The 19,490-nt window shown below is 52.0% G+C and carries 16 protein-coding genes and 1 pseudogene; 9 read left to right on the top strand and 8 right to left on the bottom strand.

Annotated features, from left to right (window positions below; genetic code table 11):
• The first annotated feature begins 174 nt into the window (after nt 1–174).
• From MAMMFC1_RS06580 to MAMMFC1_RS06570, 3 genes are all read left to right on the top strand, one after another.
• Entirely contained in the window at nt 175–792 is a 618-nt protein-coding gene (locus tag MAMMFC1_RS06580) for a TetR/AcrR family transcriptional regulator (RefSeq protein ID WP_126307524.1), read from the top strand.
• A 210-nt stretch (nt 793–1,002) separates the two neighbouring features.
• Nucleotides 1,003–2,109 (top strand): efflux RND transporter periplasmic adaptor subunit, encoded by a 1,107-nt coding sequence (locus MAMMFC1_RS06575; RefSeq protein WP_126307522.1) that lies wholly within the window; start codon nt 1,003–1,005, stop codon nt 2,107–2,109.
• 14 nt (nt 2,110–2,123) lie between these two features.
• A complete protein-coding gene (locus MAMMFC1_RS06570; RefSeq protein WP_232035711.1) occupies nt 2,124–5,210 on the top strand; it encodes an efflux RND transporter permease subunit in 3,087 nt (1,028 codons plus the stop codon).
• A gap of 8 nt (nt 5,211–5,218) precedes the next feature.
• On the opposite strand, the gene MAMMFC1_RS06565 is transcribed toward MAMMFC1_RS06570, so the two are convergent.
• On the bottom strand, nt 5,219–5,554 hold the full coding sequence (locus MAMMFC1_RS06565; protein ID WP_145987618.1) for a hypothetical protein: 336 nt from the start codon (nt 5,552–5,554) through the stop codon (nt 5,219–5,221).
• A 24-nt stretch (nt 5,555–5,578) separates the two neighbouring features.
• Between MAMMFC1_RS06565 and glgA the strand changes: the two genes are divergently transcribed.
• The 5 genes and pseudogenes from glgA to MAMMFC1_RS22865 all read left to right on the top strand — a co-directional run bounded on the left by glgA (nt 5,579) and on the right by MAMMFC1_RS22865 (nt 11,627).
• Nucleotides 5,579–7,078, top strand: coding sequence for a glycogen synthase GlgA (glgA, locus tag MAMMFC1_RS06560; RefSeq protein ID WP_232035710.1), 1,500 nt, complete (start codon nt 5,579–5,581; stop codon nt 7,076–7,078).
• Nucleotides 7,079–7,131: 53 nt separating this feature from the next.
• Nucleotides 7,132–9,504 (top strand): glycogen/starch/alpha-glucan phosphorylase, encoded by a 2,373-nt coding sequence (locus MAMMFC1_RS06555; RefSeq protein WP_126307515.1) that lies wholly within the window; start codon nt 7,132–7,134, stop codon nt 9,502–9,504.
• A 412-nt stretch (nt 9,505–9,916) separates the two neighbouring features.
• A complete protein-coding gene (locus tag MAMMFC1_RS06550) occupies nt 9,917–10,462 on the top strand; it encodes a TetR/AcrR family transcriptional regulator (protein WP_232035709.1) in 546 nt (181 codons plus the stop codon).
• Between the two features lie 182 nt (nt 10,463–10,644).
• Nucleotides 10,645–10,782 (top strand): annotated as a pseudogene (locus tag MAMMFC1_RS21685) (efflux RND transporter permease subunit); the annotation flags it as partial.
• 530 nt (nt 10,783–11,312) lie between these two features.
• Nucleotides 11,313–11,627, top strand: coding sequence for a glycogen/starch/alpha-glucan phosphorylase (locus MAMMFC1_RS22865; RefSeq protein ID WP_126307511.1), 315 nt, complete (start codon nt 11,313–11,315; stop codon nt 11,625–11,627).
• A gap of 104 nt (nt 11,628–11,731) precedes the next feature.
• Here the strand turns inward: MAMMFC1_RS22865 and MAMMFC1_RS06540 are convergent, their stop codons facing one another.
• From MAMMFC1_RS06540 to MAMMFC1_RS06510, 7 genes are all read right to left on the bottom strand, one after another.
• On the bottom strand, nt 11,732–12,247 hold the full coding sequence (locus MAMMFC1_RS06540) for an FMN-binding protein (protein ID WP_126307508.1): 516 nt from the start codon (nt 12,245–12,247) through the stop codon (nt 11,732–11,734).
• A complete protein-coding gene (locus MAMMFC1_RS06535) occupies nt 12,232–12,933 on the bottom strand; it encodes an ABC transporter ATP-binding protein (protein WP_126310483.1) in 702 nt (233 codons plus the stop codon). Before MAMMFC1_RS06535 ends, MAMMFC1_RS06540 begins: the two co-directional genes overlap by 16 nt.
• A 12-nt stretch (nt 12,934–12,945) precedes the next feature.
• Entirely contained in the window at nt 12,946–14,076 is a 1,131-nt protein-coding gene (locus MAMMFC1_RS06530; RefSeq protein WP_126307506.1) for an ABC transporter permease, read from the bottom strand.
• Nucleotides 14,077–14,085: 9 nt separating this feature from the next.
• Nucleotides 14,086–15,369: an ABC transporter permease gene (locus tag MAMMFC1_RS06525; RefSeq protein WP_126307504.1), complete on the bottom strand. Its 1,284-nt coding sequence runs from the start codon at nt 15,367–15,369 to the stop codon at nt 14,086–14,088.
• A gap of 15 nt (nt 15,370–15,384) precedes the next feature.
• Entirely contained in the window at nt 15,385–16,632 is a 1,248-nt protein-coding gene (locus MAMMFC1_RS06520; protein ID WP_126307502.1) for a DUF2318 domain-containing protein, read from the bottom strand.
• Nucleotides 16,633–16,729: 97 nt separating this feature from the next.
• The gene (locus MAMMFC1_RS06515; RefSeq protein WP_232035707.1) at nt 16,730–17,371 is read right to left on the bottom strand and encodes an iron transporter; all 642 of its coding nucleotides are present in this window, start codon (nt 17,369–17,371) and stop codon (nt 16,730–16,732) included.
• 95 nt (nt 17,372–17,466) lie between these two features.
• On the bottom strand, nt 17,467–18,657 hold the full coding sequence (locus MAMMFC1_RS06510) for an FTR1 family iron permease (protein ID WP_126307500.1): 1,191 nt from the start codon (nt 18,655–18,657) through the stop codon (nt 17,467–17,469).
• A 514-nt stretch (nt 18,658–19,171) separates the two neighbouring features.
• Here MAMMFC1_RS06510 and MAMMFC1_RS06505 point away from each other — a divergent pair.
• Entirely contained in the window at nt 19,172–19,402 is a 231-nt protein-coding gene (locus MAMMFC1_RS06505) for a hypothetical protein (protein WP_232035706.1), read from the top strand.
• The last annotated feature ends 88 nt before the right edge of the window (nt 19,403–19,490 follow it).

Genomic DNA, 19,490 nt, shown 5'->3' with positions numbered 1-19,490 from the left:
CCCGCCGCCTGAACCGCTTCAAATAATTGCTTTAATTGCTTATTGAGATTATGGTCTATTATTTCCCTGCATTTAGTTATTTCATCTGGACAAAAACGGCAGCCGGGCTTATAATAAAGCTAAACAATTAAAACGAATGTTTTAATTTGACTTCTTCATCGGAGGACCACAATTTTGAAGCATAAATATCTTACCGGACTTGATACAGCTGACCGGATCATGGAAGCCGCCATTCCGCTTTTCGCCGACAAGGGCTTTGCCGGCGTCTCCGTCCGCGAGTTGCTTGACGCTGCAAATATCGGCAATGTCGGCGCGCTTTCCTACTATTTTAACGGCAAAGAAGGACTGTATACCGCCATATTAAAGAAACAATTTGCAAGAAACCTGGCACTGGCCGCTTCTATAGGCAGCATGCAGGACTCCCCTGTACAAAAGTTAAAGCGTGCCATTCAGGCGATTGCCGCCGTGCACCAACGCTCGCCTTATACCCTTAAGCTTATTTTCAATGAAATAAATAACCCCACCTGCTGCTTTGAAGCCATCAAAGAACCCATCGAACGACTGCAATTTTTCCTGCAGTCTATCATCCAGGAAGGAGTTTCCCAGGGATATTTTCGTCCGGATACCGATCCCGGCTGCGTTGCCCTGGCCATCTACGGCATGATCCAGCTTGCCTTCCTTAACCCGAACTTTTCCGGTAACCTACTTCCCAACCGGGATGACAAATACGATTACTATATTGCCCATATCAGCGATTATCTGCTGCAGGGACTTCTGATTGCCGACGTATAAGTCTCTTTTTTCTTTTTTTACCCAGATTAAAACAAGCGTTTTAATTTTACAATTTTTTTCATTGTCCCAAAGTTATATAAATAACCCCGCATTTAAAAACTTTCTGCTACCATACAACACCGATACAACGCTATTAGTTTGCCTGAAGCCTCTGCACGCTAAAATTTAATGCGTTACTATAAATAACTTTTACAAAAAAGGAGAGAGATCATGCGAAAACCCAGCACCAAAAAACTATATTACATAGCCGCAGTTATAATCATCTTATCAGCCGCAGCCGGAATGCTGTGGCAACATGCCGCCCGCCCCCAGCCCGTTGTCCAGGACGCACCTCAGGTCCGCGTTGCTGTCATCGAGCCCGACAGTACATCCAAATTCTATTCCTACGCCGGGGAAGTGCGGGGCCGGTATGAAAGCCAGCTGGCCTTTCAGGTAAACGGCAAAATTATCAAACGCAACGTTGATCTGGGCAGTCCTGTAAACCCCGGCGATGTACTCATGGTCATTGACCCCAAAGACCTGACCCAGGCAGCCAGCAGTTCTTCCGCCCAGGTCTATTCCACCCAGTCCCAGTTGCGCCTGGCGGCGAGCAATCTGGAACGGTACCGTCAATTATATGAACAAGGGGCCATCAGCCGGGCTCAGTATGACCAATACGTAACGGCGTACGACTCTGCTGCCGCCGCTGTTCAACAGGCTTCGGCGCAGTATGCTCAGACAGCAAATCAAGTGGATTACAGCCAGCTCTATGCCGATGCCGCCGGTGTGGTTTCGGCAATCAGCGTGGAAGCCGGACAGGTGGTAAGCGCCGGACAAACGGTTGTTACCGTCGTTCGCGACGGCGAACGGGAAGTTGAAATCAACGTTCCCGAAAACCGTCTCAATGAGTTACGCCAGGCAACACAAATCAAAATAACCTTTTGGGCCCTGCCGGACGTTTCTGTGGACGGCAGCATCCGGGAAATTGCCCCTATGGCTGATAAAATATCCCGTACTTACAAAGTACGCATCAGCCTGCTTGAGCCGCCGCCGGCAATGAAACTGGGCATGACGGCATCGGTGGCTGTGGCAAAAAGTACGCCGGACAGCGTCTCTTTCTATATTCCGCTTACGGCAGTCTTCCAGAACGGGCAAACTCCGTCCGTATGGCTCGTTGCCGATAATACGGTGCACTTACAGCCGATCAAAACAGGCTCCTTTATGGATGACAAAATCGAAGTCAGCGAGGGCCTCCAGCCCGGCGACATCATTGTGACAGCCGGCGTACACAAACTGCGGGAAGGGCAAAAGGTTACTGTAACCGGTGAAAAGCGATGAAGTTCAATGAGAAAATGAATCTTAGCGAATGGGCTCTGAATCATAAACAGCTCATGTACTTTTTTATTGCAGTCACGATAATCGCCGGTTTTTTTTCTTATCAAAACCTGGGGCGCATGGAAGATCCTGACTTCATCATCAAGCAAATGATCGTCAGCGTTTCGTGGCCCGGGGCCACGGCACGGCAGGTAGAAGAACAAGTCACCGATAAAATCGAAAAAAAGCTGCAGGACACACCCGGACTCGACTATATCAAAAGCTACTCCCGCCCGGGGCAGTCCCTCATCTATGTTACCTTAAAAGAAAGTATTCCCGCCAAAGACGTCCGGCCAACCTGGCTGGAAGTCCGCAATATGGTTAACGACATAAAAGGCACCTTGCCGGACGGGGTGGCCGGCCCTTTTTTCAATGACCGTTTTGACGATGTATTCGGCTGCATTTACGCCTTGACCGGTGATGGCTATTCTTTTGAAGAAATGCGGGAAAAAGGGGAAAAAATCCGCCGCATTCTCCTGGGAGTGCCGAATGTAAGAAAAGTCGATCTGATCGGTGTGCAAACCGAGAAAATTTATATCGAAATGGAAAACAGCAAACTGTCGCAGCTGGGCATTGACCCCGGCCTCATCACTTCCACCATTCAGGCCCAAAATGCCATGGCCGCTGCCGGCATGCTGGAAACGGCAACCGATAATGTGTACCTGCGGGTCAGCGGTATGTTTGAAGATCCGGACGCCATTCGCAACCTGCCCATCCGGAGCAACGACCGTACCTTCCGTTTGGGGGACATTGCCAAAGTTATCCGCAGCTATGCCCAGCCGGAAGACCCAGCCTTTTACTACAACGGTCATCCGGCTATCGGCTTGCAGCTATCCATGGAAAAAGGCGGCAACATTCTAACCCTTGGCAAACATTTGGACTCAGCCATCCAGCAAATTCAAACGGAGCTGCCTTTTGGCCTGGAAATTCATCAGGTGGCGAATCAACCGAAAGTGGTGGAAAGTTCGATTAACGAATTTATCGAATCGCTGGCGGAAGCCATTATCATTGTGTTAATCGTCAGCTTTATCAGCCTGGGGGTGCGTTCCGGCCTGGTGGTTGCTCTTGCCATCCCGCTGGTGATTGCCGCCGTTTTCGTGGGCATGGAAATCCTGGGTGTCGACCTGCAGAAAATTTCATTGGGAGCCCTTATCATCGCCCTGGGATTACTGGTGGATGATGCGATGATCGCTATCGAAATGATGGTCGTCAAACTGGAGCTGGGCTGGGACCGGTTTCGCGCTGCCAGTTATGCCTATACGGTAACTGCTTTTCCCATGCTCACCGGCACATTAATCACTTGCGCGGGCTTCATTCCTGTCGGTTTTTCCAAAGGCAATGCATCGGAAATGACCGGAAGTATTTTTGCCGTGGTCACACTGGCCTTGCTCATATCCTGGATTGTAGCCGCAACAGTAACCCCGTTATTCGGTTATGCTTTAGTCAAAGTCAAGCCGGCCGGCAACGAACACGACCATAATATCAATATCTACGATACAAAATTTTATCGCAAATTCAAAAGACTGCTGGTCTGGTGCCTGCAGCACCGGACAATCGTACTCGGGGTAACAGCGGTTTGCTTTGTTGCCTCCATACCATTATTGGGACTGGTTAAGAAGGAGTTCTTTCCGCCCTCAACCCGCCCGGAGCTCATTGTTGATCTTACCCTCCCGGAAGGCTCTTCCCTGAAGGCAACGGAAGCGGTCGCCAAAGATTTTGCCGGCCGCCTTAAGGACGATCCCACGATTGTCAACTACAGCTACTATGTGGGAAAAGGCGCTCCCCGTTTTGTCCTGCCTTTTGATCCCGCCTTCAATAAAAGCAACTTTGCCGAGTTTGTCATTGTCGCCAAGGACATAGATACCCGCATCGCGCTGGCCGGCAAAATCGATCAGTTGCTTAAAACAGACTTTGACAATGTACTGGGAAATATTAAAATCCTGCAAACGGGTCCCCCCAGCGCCTATCCCGTCATGCTCAGGGTCAGCGGTTATGACCATGAAAAGGTTCGCGAAATTGCCGAAACAGTACGTAGCACCATGGTCGCCAATCCGGATCTCCTGAATATTAATCTGGATTGGAATGAGAAAAACAAAGTCATGCATCTGACCATCGATCAGGATAAGGCCCGCTTGCTCGGTCTGAATACCCAGACACTGGCTAACTCCCTGCAGGCCCAGCTTTCGGGAACCCCAATTGCCCAATTCCGGGAAAAGGACAAAACCGTGGACATGGTGTTTCGCATTTCTCCTGCCGACCGGAACAATCTTGCCAATATACAAAACATGAATATTCATATCGGCAACGGCAAATTTGTACCGCTTGACCAAATTGCCAAGATTAGCTATGATGCGGAAGAGGGGCTCATCTGGCGGCGCAACTTAAAACCGACGATTACCGTACAGGCCAATGCGGCTCCCGGCATTACCGGTAATGATGCAACTACTCAGACATATGCTGCCCTTCAGGATTTACGCGCCAGCCTGCCGCCCGGCTACAGCATCGACATCGGCGGACCGACGGAAAACAGTGCCAATAGTTCAAAAGCATTACTTGGTCTCGTACCGGTTATGATTTTAATCATCATCACGCTCCTGATGCTGCAACTGCAAAGTATTCCCAAAATGATCCTTACCCTTTTAACCGCTCCCCTTGGCCTGATCGGTGTCAGCACCGGATTATTATTAACCGGAAAAGCCATGGGATTTGTGGTGCAACTGGGCATTTTGGCTTTGTCCGGCATCATTATCCGTAACTCAGTGATTTTAATTGATCAAATTGATTTGCAGTTAAAAGCCGGCGACTCTACCTGGAACGCCATTATCAACGCGACAATTCACCGTTTCCGCCCCATCATGCTGACGGCGGCAGCCGCAGTGCTGGCTATGATCCCATTGGTTTTCAGTGTTTTCTGGGGACCAATGGCTGTGGCAATTGCCGCCGGCCTGATTGTGGCAACGCTTCTGACCCTGCTGGTTTTTCCCACCATGTATGCAGCCTGGTATAAAGCCCAGCCGGATCAACCCGCAAACAGCCCTGTAGAAGCCCCGGTCACTATGGATTAGCCTATCTATTACCTATACCAAGAATAAAGGTGGCGTTGTCTTGTTAGAACAACATAATACCCCCAAACAACTTTTGGCAGCCGCCGCTGTTGTCGCAATTGTTGTTCAGCGAATTGATCCATCCCACAGACTATGGTCAGCCCATCATTCAAAACTATCTTGAGCGGTCTTTCCGGTGCATGCACCTCATTCTTGAGGCCGGTATCGAAAGCGGTGATTTTAAAGCCAATCTGCCTGTAGATTATGTCAAGATCATGTGGCATGGCATTTTGAATTTCCATAGCACCTGCATCCCTGCTAAGGATATGCAATTCCAGGCTGAAACTTGCCCACTGCATTGACATGCTGACAGTATGTTTTTTTGATACATGATTACTAAAAAATCCATATATTTCGTATATAAAAATAAAAAGAAAGCGCAGGTGATTCCAATGAAACCGGTTCTCTTCCTGGCGACAGAAAGCTTTCCCTTTGTCAAGTCCGGCGGTATGGGCGATGTAATTGGTTCGTTGCCCCGGGAACTCAGGCGGCAGGGCGTGGAAGCGCGGGTCATTCTTCCTAAGTTCAGCGCCATCCCGCCGTCTTTAGCGCAGGCAATGACGCCGCTCTCAAGCTTTGACGTCAAACTTGGCTGGCGCAAACAGCCCTGCCGCCTCTGGCGCCTTGAATACGACGGCGTGATCTTTTATTTCGTGGACAACGACTACTATTTTAACCGTCAGGGGCTCTATGGCTGGCCGGATGACGCCGAACGGTTCGCCTACTTTTGCCGGGCGGTCCTGGAAGCGCTGCCCCATCTTGACTTTGCGCCGCACATTTTGCATTGCCACGACTGGCACACCGCCATCCTGCCGCTGCTGCTGAAGGCCGGTTACGCCGGTCTGGCCTCCTATTCCCGGCTGAAAACGGTGCTAACCATCCACAACATCGAGTACCAGGGCTGCTTTGACCGCTCCGTGTTGACCGATCTGCTGGAACTGGATAACACTTACTACTTCACCAGCGACCGACTGGAGTTCTACGGCACCGTTAGTTATTTGAAGGCCGGCATTGTCTTTGCCGACGCCCTGACGACCGTCAGTCCCAGCTATGCCTGGGAAATCACCACCCCCGAAGGCGGCCGGGGCCTGGACGGCATCCTCAGAGAGCGGCAGGCCGACCTGACCGGCATCGTAAACGGCATTGATTATGACACCTACAACCCCGGCGGCGATCCGCTGATTGACACGCCCTACACCTGGCAGTCCGTGCAACACAAACAGCAGAATAAAACGAAGCTGCAAGAATTGTCCGGCCTGCCGGTCCAGCCGGACATTCCCCTCATGAGCATGGTATCCCGCCTGGTTCCGGCCAAAGGTCTGGATATTCTGCTGGAATCCCTTCCCGTTATGATGGATTATAACGCGCAATGGGTCATCATGAGCACTGGCGAGGAACGCTATGAAACGCTGCTCCGGGCAATCGCTCACCAGTACCCCGACCGGCTGTACGTCCAAACCTACTTTGATGAAGGTATGGCCCACCGGATTTATGCCGGCAGCGACCTCTATCTCCAGCCGTCCTTATCGGAACCGTGCGGCACCAGCCAGTTAGTAGCCATGCGGTATGGCAGCGTGCCCCTGGTCCGCGCCACCGGCGGCCTGAAAGATACGGTCATTCCCTTTAATGAAGCGACCGGCGCCGGCACCGGCTTTGTTTTTGACAGCGCCAATTCCAGGGAATTCTTAGCGGCCCTGCGGCAGGCCGTCATCCTTTATCATCACAGGGAAACCTGGCACAGCCTAGTCAAAAACGCGATGAAGTCCGATCACAGCTGGCGGCGTTCGGTGGACGGCTATCTGGCCGTCTACCGCCGCCTGCAGTCATAAGGAACAAGGGAAAAAAGAATTTGAGTGTTTATTTATTAAGGGAGGCGAGTGAATTGTTAACCAAAGATGAGTGCAAAACGGCCCTGCCGAAACGGTTGTTAACGCTGACAGGAGCGAGCTTGGAGGAAGCCTCGGCTGCGGACAAATACGCCGCGCTGGCCAGTCTGGTCCGCGATTACATCGGCCAGAGCTGGGTGGATACCACCCGCCGCTATGACAATCAAAGGCAAAAACAAGTGTACTATTTCTCCATTGAATTTTTACCGGGACGCCTGCTGGACACCAATTTACGCAATCTCGACATCCGGGAAGTCTGGCGGGAAGCCCTTGCCGAGCTTGGCATCGACTATACCGAACTGACGAACGCCGAACAGGACGCCGGCCTCGGCAACGGCGGGCTGGGACGGTTGGCCGCCTGCTTTCTCGATTCCCTGGCTTCCCTCGGTCTGCCTGGCCACGGCTGCGGCATCCGCTATACCTACGGCCTGTTTGAACAGGCCATTGTCGACGGCATGCAGGTGGAAAAACCGGATACTTGGCTGAAGGAGCTGAATATCTGGGAATACCGCAAAGCCGGCAAAGCCGTTTTGGTAAAATTCGGTCCGCCGCTGGGGGGTGTCAAGGCCGTCCCTTATGATATCCCGGTCATCGGCTTTGACAACCGGACCGTCAATACCCTGCGCTTATGGAGCGCCGAGGTGCGGGACGGATTCAACGTGAATTATTCCAGCTTCGGTCCTGATGATTACCGCAAACTGCTGGAATATAAAAGCTGGGTGGAATCCATTTCGCAAATTCTGTATCCTGACGACCGTTATGAGGAGGGCCGCCAGCTACGCCTCGTGCAGGAGTATTTTCTGGTTTCGGCCGGGCTGCAAAGCATTGTCCGCCATATCAAGCGCAAGCAGGGCCCTGATCTGTCGCACCTGGCCGACCAGATCGCCATCCATATTAACGACACCCATCCGGCTTTGGCCATTCCCGAACTGATGCGCATTCTCATGGACGAAGAAGGCCTGGGCTGGGACAAGGCCTGGGACATCACAACCCATACCATTTCCTACACCAACCACACCGTCTTGCCGGAAGCTTTGGAAAAATGGCCTGTTGGCCAGATCCAAAGCCTGCTGCCCCGCATCTATGAAATCATCCATGAAATCAACGAACGCTTCTGCGCCCAATTGTGGCAGCGCTACCCCGGCGACTGGGGCCGCATTGCCGCCATGGCCGTCATTGGCGACTGCTTTGTCAAGATGGCTCATCTGGCCATCGTCGGCAGTCACAGCGTCAACGGCGTAGCCGAACTGCACAGCCAAATCCTCCAAAGCGATCTTTTTAGCCGGTTTTATCAGCATACACCGCAGAAATTCAACAACAAAACCAATGGTATTACCCACCGCCGCTGGCTGCTTTCCGCCAATCCCGGCCTGGCCGGATTAATCACCGATACCATCGGTCCCGGCTGGCTGCAACGGCCCAATGATTTGGAAAAGCTGCTGCCCTTTGCCGCGGACACCGCCTTCCAGCAAAAACTGGCGGCTGTGAAACAGGAGCGGAAAGAAGCCCTGGCCAACTATATTTTTAACAAGTACCGTCTGGCCCTTGACCCTCATTCCCTGTTCGACGTACAGGTCAAACGCATCCACGCCTACAAACGCCAGCTCCTAAACGCGCTGCGGATTATGGAACTCTACCAGCGGTTAAAGGCCAATCCCGGTCTGGACATTCTGCCCCGCACCTTTATCTTTGCCGGCAAAGCGGCGCCCGGTTACTACCTGGCCAAAAAAATAATCCAGCTGATCGTTACCCTGTCCAAACAAATCAACAACGATACCGCCATTCAGGATAAGCTCAAAGTGATATTTCTGGAAAACTACAATGTGTCGTTGGCCGAACGGATTATTCCCGCCGCCGATATCAGCGAGCAGATTTCCACCGCCGGCAAGGAAGCCTCCGGCACCGGCAATATGAAATTCATGATGAACGGCGCGATAACGGTCGGCACCCTGGACGGCGCCAATGTGGAAATCCGGGAAGCCGTAGGCGATGAGAACATTGTCATCTTCGGCCTCACCGCCGGGGAGACGGCGGCCTGCTATCAAACGGGCCGCTGCAATCCCTTAACCATCTATAACCAGGACGAACGGGTGAGAAATTGTGTAAATCAACTCATTGACGGCAGCCTGCCCGTCTTTGGCGACGAATTCCGGCCGCTGTACGACTATTTGCTGCATCCGGGCGGCGCCTTTCTCGAACTGCAGGACTTCGCCGCCTACCTGGAAGCGCAGACCAGGATTGACCGCCTGTTCCACGACAACCCCGCCCGCTGGCAGGCGGCGGCCACGAACATTGCCCGTTCCGGCCGGTTCTCCAGCGACCGCACCATTACCGAATATGCCAACGGCATTTGGCATATCCATCCGTAAGGGAAAGTCCGCCACCGCATCAGGAAAAGCACTTCTCTGACCGGCAAAGCCGCTGTCTAACAAGCTGCGGATGTCCTTTGACCGCCGATGCGCTTCCTGCCTGGCTTACTATCGCAACCGGCCTCTATTATATCAGACGAATATGACATATAGTTATCATATTCGTCTGATATAATTGGAAAATACATTCTTGGCTATGATAGCAGTCATTTACAGCCTGCATCTCAGCCAATGTCAGCCCGGCCTTCGGATCCTTCACCGCCACTTTACCTGCATCAGCGGCATAAAAGTCAGTAAATTTATTATTGACATATGAAGAAAAATGGAATAATATAACGCCAGAATGCCTGTACTAACTTTGTCAAATCGGTACCAGGAAATCGAGGTGAAATTTTTGCGTAACCGTATTCTAATGGCGGCATTTGAGGAAATGAATGTTCGTGGCGTCAAGTTTACAATGAGTGATCTTGCCAAACGGCTGAATGTCAGTAAAACATCTTTATACGAACACTTTTCCTCTAAAAGCGAACTGGTTCAAAATATCTTAATTACAGTAATTCAAGATATTCAAGAACAGGAAGAAGCAATCTACAATAATTCTGAATTAACTTTTGCCGAAAAAATACCCACTTTACTCAAAGTAGCACCAACGGTATTTGGCCCTATCAACAATTATCGACTGCAGGATGACCTCCAGCTCTATTATCCCAAAGAATTTCGGATAGTAGAAAAATTTAAAGAAGAACGACAAGAGCGATTTTTATTCCTTATTGTTCAAGGTATCGAAAATAATGCGATCCGGCCCATCAATACAAAAGTACTCCGTCAACTTATTGTCAGCACTACAAATGATTTATTCTCTTACCATTTTCTCTCTGCAAGCAACATGACCGCCCCGGATGCCCTAGCCGCTATGTCAGATATTATTGTCAATGGATTGCTACCAAGAAAAGCCTAGTGTAGCATATCCTATATGTTGGTATTTTAAAATCGCGCAGGCACGCGATTTTAAAGTACCCCTTCCGACTATCAGTACCAAAAATGAAATTTCGGTACTGACTATTATACCTTGACTCTTGCTACATACGCTGTCTCTTTATTACATTCCCATTATCAAACCTCTTAATGATGCAACTGTAAAGCCTACCCAAAATGATTCTGACGCTGCTTACAGCGCCACTTGGCATTATCGGCGTTGCCGTCGGACTGGTTCTGACGAATAGTCCTATGGGTTTTGTTGTACAACTTGGCATTTTGGCTTTATCCGGGATCATTATTGGTTGTTAAATAATCTTGATTCAACTAAACCGCGGCAACCTTTTTTCCATATTTAAGGTCCGTTGACAGCGGCGAATGCAATTTAGATATAATATGCGATAATAATCAAGTTCTTGAAAGAGGTGTCCGCCATGTTTCAATATTTCGATTGTTTATCAGCATTGTGGTATACAGTTACCGCTGTATGTGTACTAGCTATTCTATGGTTGATTGATGAAGATGACTAACAAGTCATCGTTGGTGTAAGTCGCAAGAGAATAATGCCGTTATCCACTCGTTCGACTTAATCAACTTCTAAAGTGCAGAATGACTCTCTACGAGCAATATCCAAAACCTTCTGATAATTTCACTCTATCATCTAATAGTGAATTAATTGCTTTCATTATTTTTATTGTCTCTTTGTAGTGCCCCCCAATGTCAAGACACGGAAACAAAAAAGATAAGTTAAGCTCCTTTCCGTGTAGTTTGATATAAAACAGCTCCTTGGAGCTTGTTTTCCAAGTAGTATTGAACCGGGGATTGTTCACCCAATGCAACCCTTAACCATCTATAACCAGGACGAACGGGTGAGAAATTGTGTAAATCAACTCATTGACGGCAGCCTGCCCGTCTTTGGCGACGAATTCCGGCCGCTGTACGACTACTTGCTGCACCCGGGCGGCGCCTTTCTCGAACTGCAGGACTTCGCCGCCTACCTGGAAGCGCAGGCCAGGATTGACCGCCTGTTCCGCGACAACCCCGCCCGCTGGCAGGCGGCGGCCGCGAACATTGCCCGCTCCGGCCGGTTTTCCAGCGACCGCACCATTACCGAATATGCCAACAGCATTTGGCATATCCAGCCGTAAGGAAAAGTCAGACCTAACCGCATCGGCTGGTGCGTACCCTTGCTCATCATACCCTTTCCTTGTCCGGCCGCCGCAACGCCATCGGTGCCGGCACCTGCGTCAGCCTACTGAAATATTTTTTTCAACGTATCCAAAGCCCATCGCTTTAAAGAAATACTGGCACTGGACTTGGCGTCCACCGGCGCAGCCTGGTTGAGCGCCTTTTTCACTGCTTCGCTAAACTGCTGATACGAAACGGTGGCCCCTGATACCGCGTCAATAGCCTTCACGTTTTGCGTCTCCACCAGCTTGGCCGGATAGGCCGCCGAAGCTTTCAACGCGTGTTGTGCTTTTTTGTAAAATTCCTGATTTTCAATTTTACCGTTGGTTTTACCGTAATCTTCATCCTTGATTGTGCCGTCTTTTTTAATTCCTCTGTAATCAGCCTTGACGATCCGTCCTTTTTCGATGACCAGCGTGATTTCACCCACTGCGCCCCGTTCATCGGGGCTGCTCCGGGCCATATAGGTGCCATCTGTATAGTTTTTTGCCGCTGGCCCCGTTTCCTTAACTCCGCCGCAGCCGGCCAACAGACCGACCGTCAAAATACACGCCGCTAAACCGGCTAGCCATTTGCGCATGTGCAGGCCACCTCCCCTGTCCGGCAGCCGTTTTGCCGCTGATCGGCAATCCGGCCATGCCCCAGCACGATGCACCGTTCCGCCCGCTCTGCCACTGCCGGGTCATGGGTCACGGTAATAATCGTATGTCCTTCCCGGTGCAGCTCCCGGAAAATGCCCAACACCAGATTCTGGTTGGCTTCGTCGAGATTGCCGGTCGGTTCGTCGGCCAGGATAAGCGCCGGATAGTTGATAAGCGCCCGGGCAATGCATACCCGCTGCTGTTCGCCGCCGGAAAGCTGGCTCGGCAAATGCCGGGCCCGTTCTTTAAGACCCACCCGCTCTAAAGCCGCCAGGGCCTCGGCTTCGTCCGGCATACTGTGATAGTATTGCGCCACCATTATATTTTCCAAAGCGGTCAAATACGGCACCAGATGAAACTGCTGAAACACCAGTCCAATTTTATCCCGGCGAATGGCAGTCAAGCCTTTGGCAGGTAAAGTGGACAAGTCCACCCCGTCTAAAACGACCGCCCCGTTGGAAGGTTTATCCATACAACCAATAATATTCATCAGCGTAGTCTTCCCCGAGCCGGACGGGCCCATAATCGCCAGCCATTCGCCCTGCTTGACCGTCAAGTGAATGTTGTCCAGGGCCTTGACCGTCCCGTAATCCATGGTAATACCGCGTAATTCCAATATATTCATCATAGTCCTCCCTTACTCGCCCCGGAGCACAATCGCCGGTTCCACATGGGTCGCCATCCTGACCGGAATGAGACAGGCCAGGCCAGCCACCGCTACCGCCACTATAAAAGCGGCCAGCGCTACGAGCGGTTGAAAAGATATGGACCGGGCAAAAACCTGGATACTGACGGTCTGCGCAAAAAAGAAGCCGCAGCCGGTGCCCAACAGACCGCCCAGCCCGCCGAGCGCGATTCCTTCCCCCAGAAACTCCAGGACAATGCTGCGGTTCTCCGCCCCCAGCGCCTTTTTCAGTCCGATTTCCTTACGCCGCTCGGTCACTACCGCCATCATGGTGGTAGCCACACAGATCAGGGTTAACAACAGGACAATCAGCGTAACCAGATACACCAGCGCCTGCAATTTACCCAGCACCAGCCCCTCCGACTGGGTCAGTTGTTTGACCAGCCGCGGCATGATGCCAGGCACTGCATCGGTCACTTGCTGCAACCAGGCCGTCAATTCGGTTTCGCCAGCTTGCACGCTCACCTGGGCCACACTAACCTGGCCGGGTTTGCTCAGCCACTGCTGCAGCAAGGGCAGTTCCATAAAAATAAAGTCCTCTTCATTGCCCCCGGTGTGGACAATACCCGCCACCGGCAGCTTTTTCTCTTCATCAGACCCCGGCACCGCCACTGCCACCGTCTGGCCTGGTTCCAGGCGCAGCCGTTCCGCCACCTCTGCGCCGACGACTACCCCACCGGAGCCGGGTGCCGGCCACTGGCCTGCAAGCTGCCAGTAGGGGCTGACTTTTTGCACGGCGGCAAAATCCGTGCCCGCTGCCAGGACCGGCTGGGCATTGACTTTTACCCGGTCATACAAATACGGGGCTAAGCCAATCACTTTCCCCTGCGGCAGCGAACCCACCGCCTGCTGCACGGCCTGTTCCCGCAAGATTTGATTGTCCCCCGCCGGCAACAATAAGAGATTGGCACCGTAGGAGCGAAATTCCCGGCCCATTTGCCGGGGCACATCGTAATACAGCGTCACCAGTCCTGACAGCACGGTTGCACCAATCGCTACCGCCAGCAAAGCGACAAGCATGCGCGACCGGCGGCGCAACAAGGCATATAACACCATTTTTCCGTATAAAGAGTATTTTGTCATACTATTCTATCACCTGCCATGAAGTACTTCAGCCGGCCGTAGCGTAAGTAGCATCCGCATGGCCGGCAGGCTGCCCGCCAGCGTCACCAGCGCGACCAATATCATGACCAAAGGGATGACCATGCCTTTGGCCGCCACAGCGGACCCAAACACGCTCCAGCCGATAATCTGGGCAAAACCCAAACCGGCAAAATAGCCGAAAAGCCCGCCACCAGCCCCGGCCAGCAACGTTTCCACCAGCACTAAGAGTGCCACCGCGCCGTCAGTCGCCCCCAACGCCTTCAGCAGCCCGATTTCCTTACTGCGTTCCATAACACTGGCGCTTAATAGATTGGAAATGCCCAATGCCGACCCAGCCAGACTGAGAACGGTAATCAGCAGCATCAACAACTGTGTCTTCTGCAAGATTGCCCCTTCTGATTCCGCTACCTGCCGCACCGGTTTGGCGCGAGCTCCATTTACCACTTCCTCGATTTGATATGAAATAGAGCTGACATAAGCGGTGCAATACCAGGTTTCCCATTCCTTAAGCGATAGGCTTTTCGGGTCCTGAGCCGCCTTGCGGGCCAGCTCGTTTTCCGGGGTAGTGATGGCGCTTACCTCCACTTTGCCGATTTTCCCGTCCAAATGCAACGCCTGTTGCACCTTGCGGAGAGGCACAAAAATCTGTTCATCCTCGGCTCCGCCACTATTAAACACCCCGGTTATCGTGAAATTCTCGGCCTGCTGCCCGCCCGCCAGCCGAAGGGTGACTATATCCCCCGGCCGCAACCCGAGTTTTGCGGCCAACAGACTTCCCATCATTGCACCTTGATTATCAGTATCCGTAATCCAGCTTCCCTGAACATCCCACCAGGATTTCAATGCCTTAATGCCCGTAGCGGCCGTATCACCGGTCGGCAACGGGAGCTCGTGGTCAAACCAGGTGCCCACGACCGGGATGGTTTGTCCGTCCGGGCCCACGGCATCAGTGACCAGACTGGGCGCAAAAGTCACAATGTTGTTCGCCCAAAAGATCGTCTTAATTTTGCCCAAATCGGCTTCTTGCAGGTACTGACCGCTTCCTTCGGTCGTCTCCACGCCGTACAGATCTTTCACCACCGACGCCGCACGGGGCGTAACCGTGATATTGGCCCCGTACGCTTTGAGCTCCCGGTTGACCTTATCGCCAACATCCAGCATCACGTTAAGCATGGCTGTCGTCAGGGAAACCCCCAGCGCAATGGTCAGCGCTACCATGAACAGCCGCCGCTGTTGTCTGGCCAGCGCGCCTTGCAGCATCCGCCAAAACATAGTCCTTCCTCCCCGCTAAAATCGTTCTTTTTCCTTTTCCAGGGCCGTCACCGGTACAACCAGGGTTCCCCCGTCCACCTTATGGGCCAGCGGCACCGGATTGCAACCGCCCGTAAACCCGATGGTCGCCGTATTCATCACTACATCGCACAGCTTGCACACCACCTGGCCTTCGCGTTCGTAATACCCGGTCGGTCCGCAAATATCACAGGCGTCCAATCCAACCCCGTAGGCCGAACCACTTTTCTTAATGATGATAAACCGAACCGGCTTTCCATTGGACGCCGTGTAGACAAAACGGTGCAGATGACCGTCACCCGCTGTTGTCAGAGGCACCCGGACTTCATCCTGCTCGGCCGTCACCGGCACAGCCGGCGACAATTCCACCTTCTGATCCACATAGGCCTTGCCCACGCTGGTCAACAGCAAAATACACAGCAAGTTTGTACCAGCCACCGCCCCCCAGCGCCGCCGATTGCGTTCGGTGGCACGGATTTTGCGCTGCTTGGCCGGATTGAGGTCCGGGTCCACTGCCCCTGACCGCCGGAGCAATAGCGCCACTGCTAATACCAAAGTGCTGACCAACAGCGCATAAAAAAACCAATCCAGACCATTAATCAGCGGCACCATGACCGCCAACAACCACTGCTTCATCGGCACCAGTCCGCGGACCAGCATTACTTGCACCACACTGACCGTCTGTTGGGCCATCACCGTCAAAAAGCTACCCGTAGCCACACCAAGCACCGTGACGGGCGGCAAGGGGAAGGCTACCCTCAGTACAGCCACCGCCGCCAGTACCGCCAGGCCCATGCCCAACAAACAACCGGCGATTTGCAGCCACAGTTCGCTGCTGGCCCAGGTGGTGGCCATCACCAACCCATTGGCCGGCACCAACAATACATCCGGTCCCCGGTAAAAAAGCAGTGCCACGGGCACGAGAAATGCAACACCCCTTGGCAGCCAGCCACCCGCATACAACTTCCTCCGCCAATAGCCCAGCCAGCCGTAGAGCAGCAACAATACTTCGCCGATCAGCGCCACTCCTTGTATCCCCAGTTCGTATAATTCACGATTAATCCATACCGTATACCATTCCATCAGCACCACAGCCAGTGCGCCTGCGCTGCCAAACACTACGCCCCGCCAAAACCATTTCGTCACCCTTTCCCCTGGTCGCTGGCCGGTCAGCGCGAAGAGCAAAGCCAGGGGAATACAGATTGCTGCCAGATTTTGCAGCACCGGTATCAAGTATTGAAGCATACGCTACCCCCTTTTGACTTAATCCCCACAATGGGGGAAAAGGTCCGGGAACGGATTCCCGGACCACTTGTTTTTCTACCCTTTTTCAGGAATGCGATTACACGCCCCATTTTCTTGGAATGAAATCAAATTCCCATTTGACTTCCAGTGGTTTGGTCCAGAACCGGCCCGGCACCCCGGTTTCCTTGTCGGTATGTAGCATGAAGCCCTGTTTTTCCGGACTTTCGATAATAAACACCACTTCATATTTGCCGGCACCCAGCATTTTTACATTAGCGCCATAGTGGGGCCCGTCCGTAGCATTCATCGGCATGAAATTGCCTTCCATGACTTGCCCGTTATCCAATTTTTTCAGTTTGTATTTTACCGTCAAATTCGGCACCCAGTCCCCTACACCGAAACCGGTTTTGTTGTCCGCGGTCGCGGAAATATCGGCTTCCAGATGCAAGTCGGCTTTATCGGGCGGCAGGCTCATGCCGGCAGGCTCCATTTGCACCGGCTGGAAGTACACGGCAGCAACCTTCAGCCCCTCCATCTCCTGTTCCTCGCCAATCGGGAACTCCTCAAATCCCTTAGCTTCATGCGGCGCGGCCGCTTTATCAGTCTTGGCATCGGTGTTGGTCTCCGTTTTTGGCGCTTCACTCGGTTTCGTGGTCTGGCTGCTGCCGCAACCGGACGCAAATACTACCAAAGCACTAACCAGTACAATCATTAGGACAAAATACATTTTCTTCTTCACCTATATACCCTCCCTTTTCTCTTCCACCTTATTGTTTGTAGCATTATCCAGTATAAGTACACAATAGCATCAATCAGCTTTCCCTACCGCCAAGGTCAAATTCCGGTCGAAAGCTGGCTTTTGTTTTTGCGCCGTTGATATAGTACCCCGCCGATTGCCAGCAGCATCAAGACAAACTGGGGCACCAGCGTCTCCCAAGTGGGATAAATGCCCAATAAGTCGATGGTTCCCACGCCCGGTACCGGCGTTACGCCCACTACACCGGCCTCCTGCAATTCTTTTACGCCACCGCCGGCAAAGCTGATAGACAAAAGGTACATGAGCACACTGGTGCCCAAAAAGAACGGCTTCAACGGAATTCGCACGCTGCCGAAGCGAATAAAAGCAAAAATGACCACCAGCGCCACGCAGCCTACAGCAAAGCCGCCCCAGATCATGCCCTGCTGACCGTCGGCATCAGCAAACAATGCCTGATAAAAAAGTACCGTTTCCGCCCCTTCCCGGTAGACCGCCAGAAATGCGGCCGCCCCCAGAGACCAGGTATTACCACTGCTCAAGGACTCCTGCACCTTGCCCTCAATATAGTTTTGCCAGGCTCGCGTTTCTGCCTTGCCCACCATCCAGTGGCTGACGGAAAATAGCACCACTACTGCCAGCAGCATGGTCGCACCTTCCAGTATTTCCTGATTGGCACCACTAATGCTGAACAGTTGCTGAAACGCGACGGCGGTTGCAAAACTGGCCAGAATCGCTGCCAGGGAGCTATAGTAGACAATACGGGTTTTGGCGGCGTTACCGGATTTGATCAAATAGGCAATAATTGCGCCAATAACCAGAATAGCCTCAAACCCTTCGCGCACCAGAATCAGTAAGGACGCTACGAATGTCTCCGTCGGATTCTGCTGTTTGCCATCCAGTTGAGCCGCATCCTCACGCAACATGACAACCAAATCCTTGACTTCCTTTTCCACTTGGGCCACCGGGGCCTGGTTGGACATCAACTTGCGAATTGTGCTGATTTTATATTCCTCGATACTGGCCCGTTTGCCGGAAATATTGGACATGACTGCCCGTTCCATGCCGTCTTTTTCAAACACGCCGAAGTAGGCATCGTTCACCAATTCCCTGGCTTTCTCGGCATCTCCCTGTTTATACACGGTCAGTGACTGATTTAAGGCCTTCTCCATATCGCTGACCACATGCCCCCAGGTCTTGGCTGCCAGGGCAGTATTGGTACTAAAGGCGAATAATAGCGGCACCAGCAAAAGCAGCAACCATTTACGCATATTTTCACCTCCTTTCACCGTCCTGCTTCCAGGAACAAATTAAGTCTTCTTTTAGAGAATAGTAATCATTCTCATTGCGTAGATTAAAAAAATTTCTTGCCTGAAGCACCCCGAAACCAGTACCGCCCCTAATTACTTGCGGGCACTGGCAGGTATTAGTCTCTCTCGTTTTCACGCTGCTTTCCTTTGCAGGACTCGAAGGCACATTGCTAATATATAATATATATGAATACTTTTTCATACATACAATATACTCCTTACTGCCATGGCTGTCAAGAAAATAAATGACTATATGTAACCATCAAAAGCTTGCTAGCCACCATCCAGAAGACCGACAGCAGCAAGCCGTGGTTGACGCAGTACCGGACGCTGGACCGGTCATCCCGGTCCAGCGCATGCCAGTAGCAAACCCACTCCTATTCTATTTTTCCCTTGACTTTTTTATCGAACCCTCATATATTATACATATGAGTATGTATTCATATATACTATATCAAAGCAGAGAAGGCTGCTTATGCTGGCTATAGAGTATCAAGACAACTTGTGCGCGCAATCTTGTGAACATCAGGATGTTGTTGCCGCCGCCAAAAAAAGAAGCGCTCCCGGACCAGGAAGCGCAGCAAGTCGCGCAATGCGCGTCTGGTCAAATATCGCCGTGAGGGAAAAACTGGCTTGGTATTGCCTGGATGACAATCATGTAAGCTCGTTACTGGTGCAGACGATTGCCCATAGCAAACACAGATAGGAGTGAAAGCAAATGTCCTTTAAAAAACTATCAGGAAATAAACCGCCCAAGAAAACAGCCTGCCAGAGCGGCTGCTGTTCACCAGCGT

This window comes from Methylomusa anaerophila (assembly GCF_003966895.1).
Classification (GTDB): domain Bacteria; phylum Bacillota; class Negativicutes; order Sporomusales; family Sporomusaceae; genus Methylomusa; species Methylomusa anaerophila.
The sequence above is the reverse complement of the archived record's forward strand: the minus strand, read 5'-3'. Positions and strand labels throughout refer to the sequence as shown.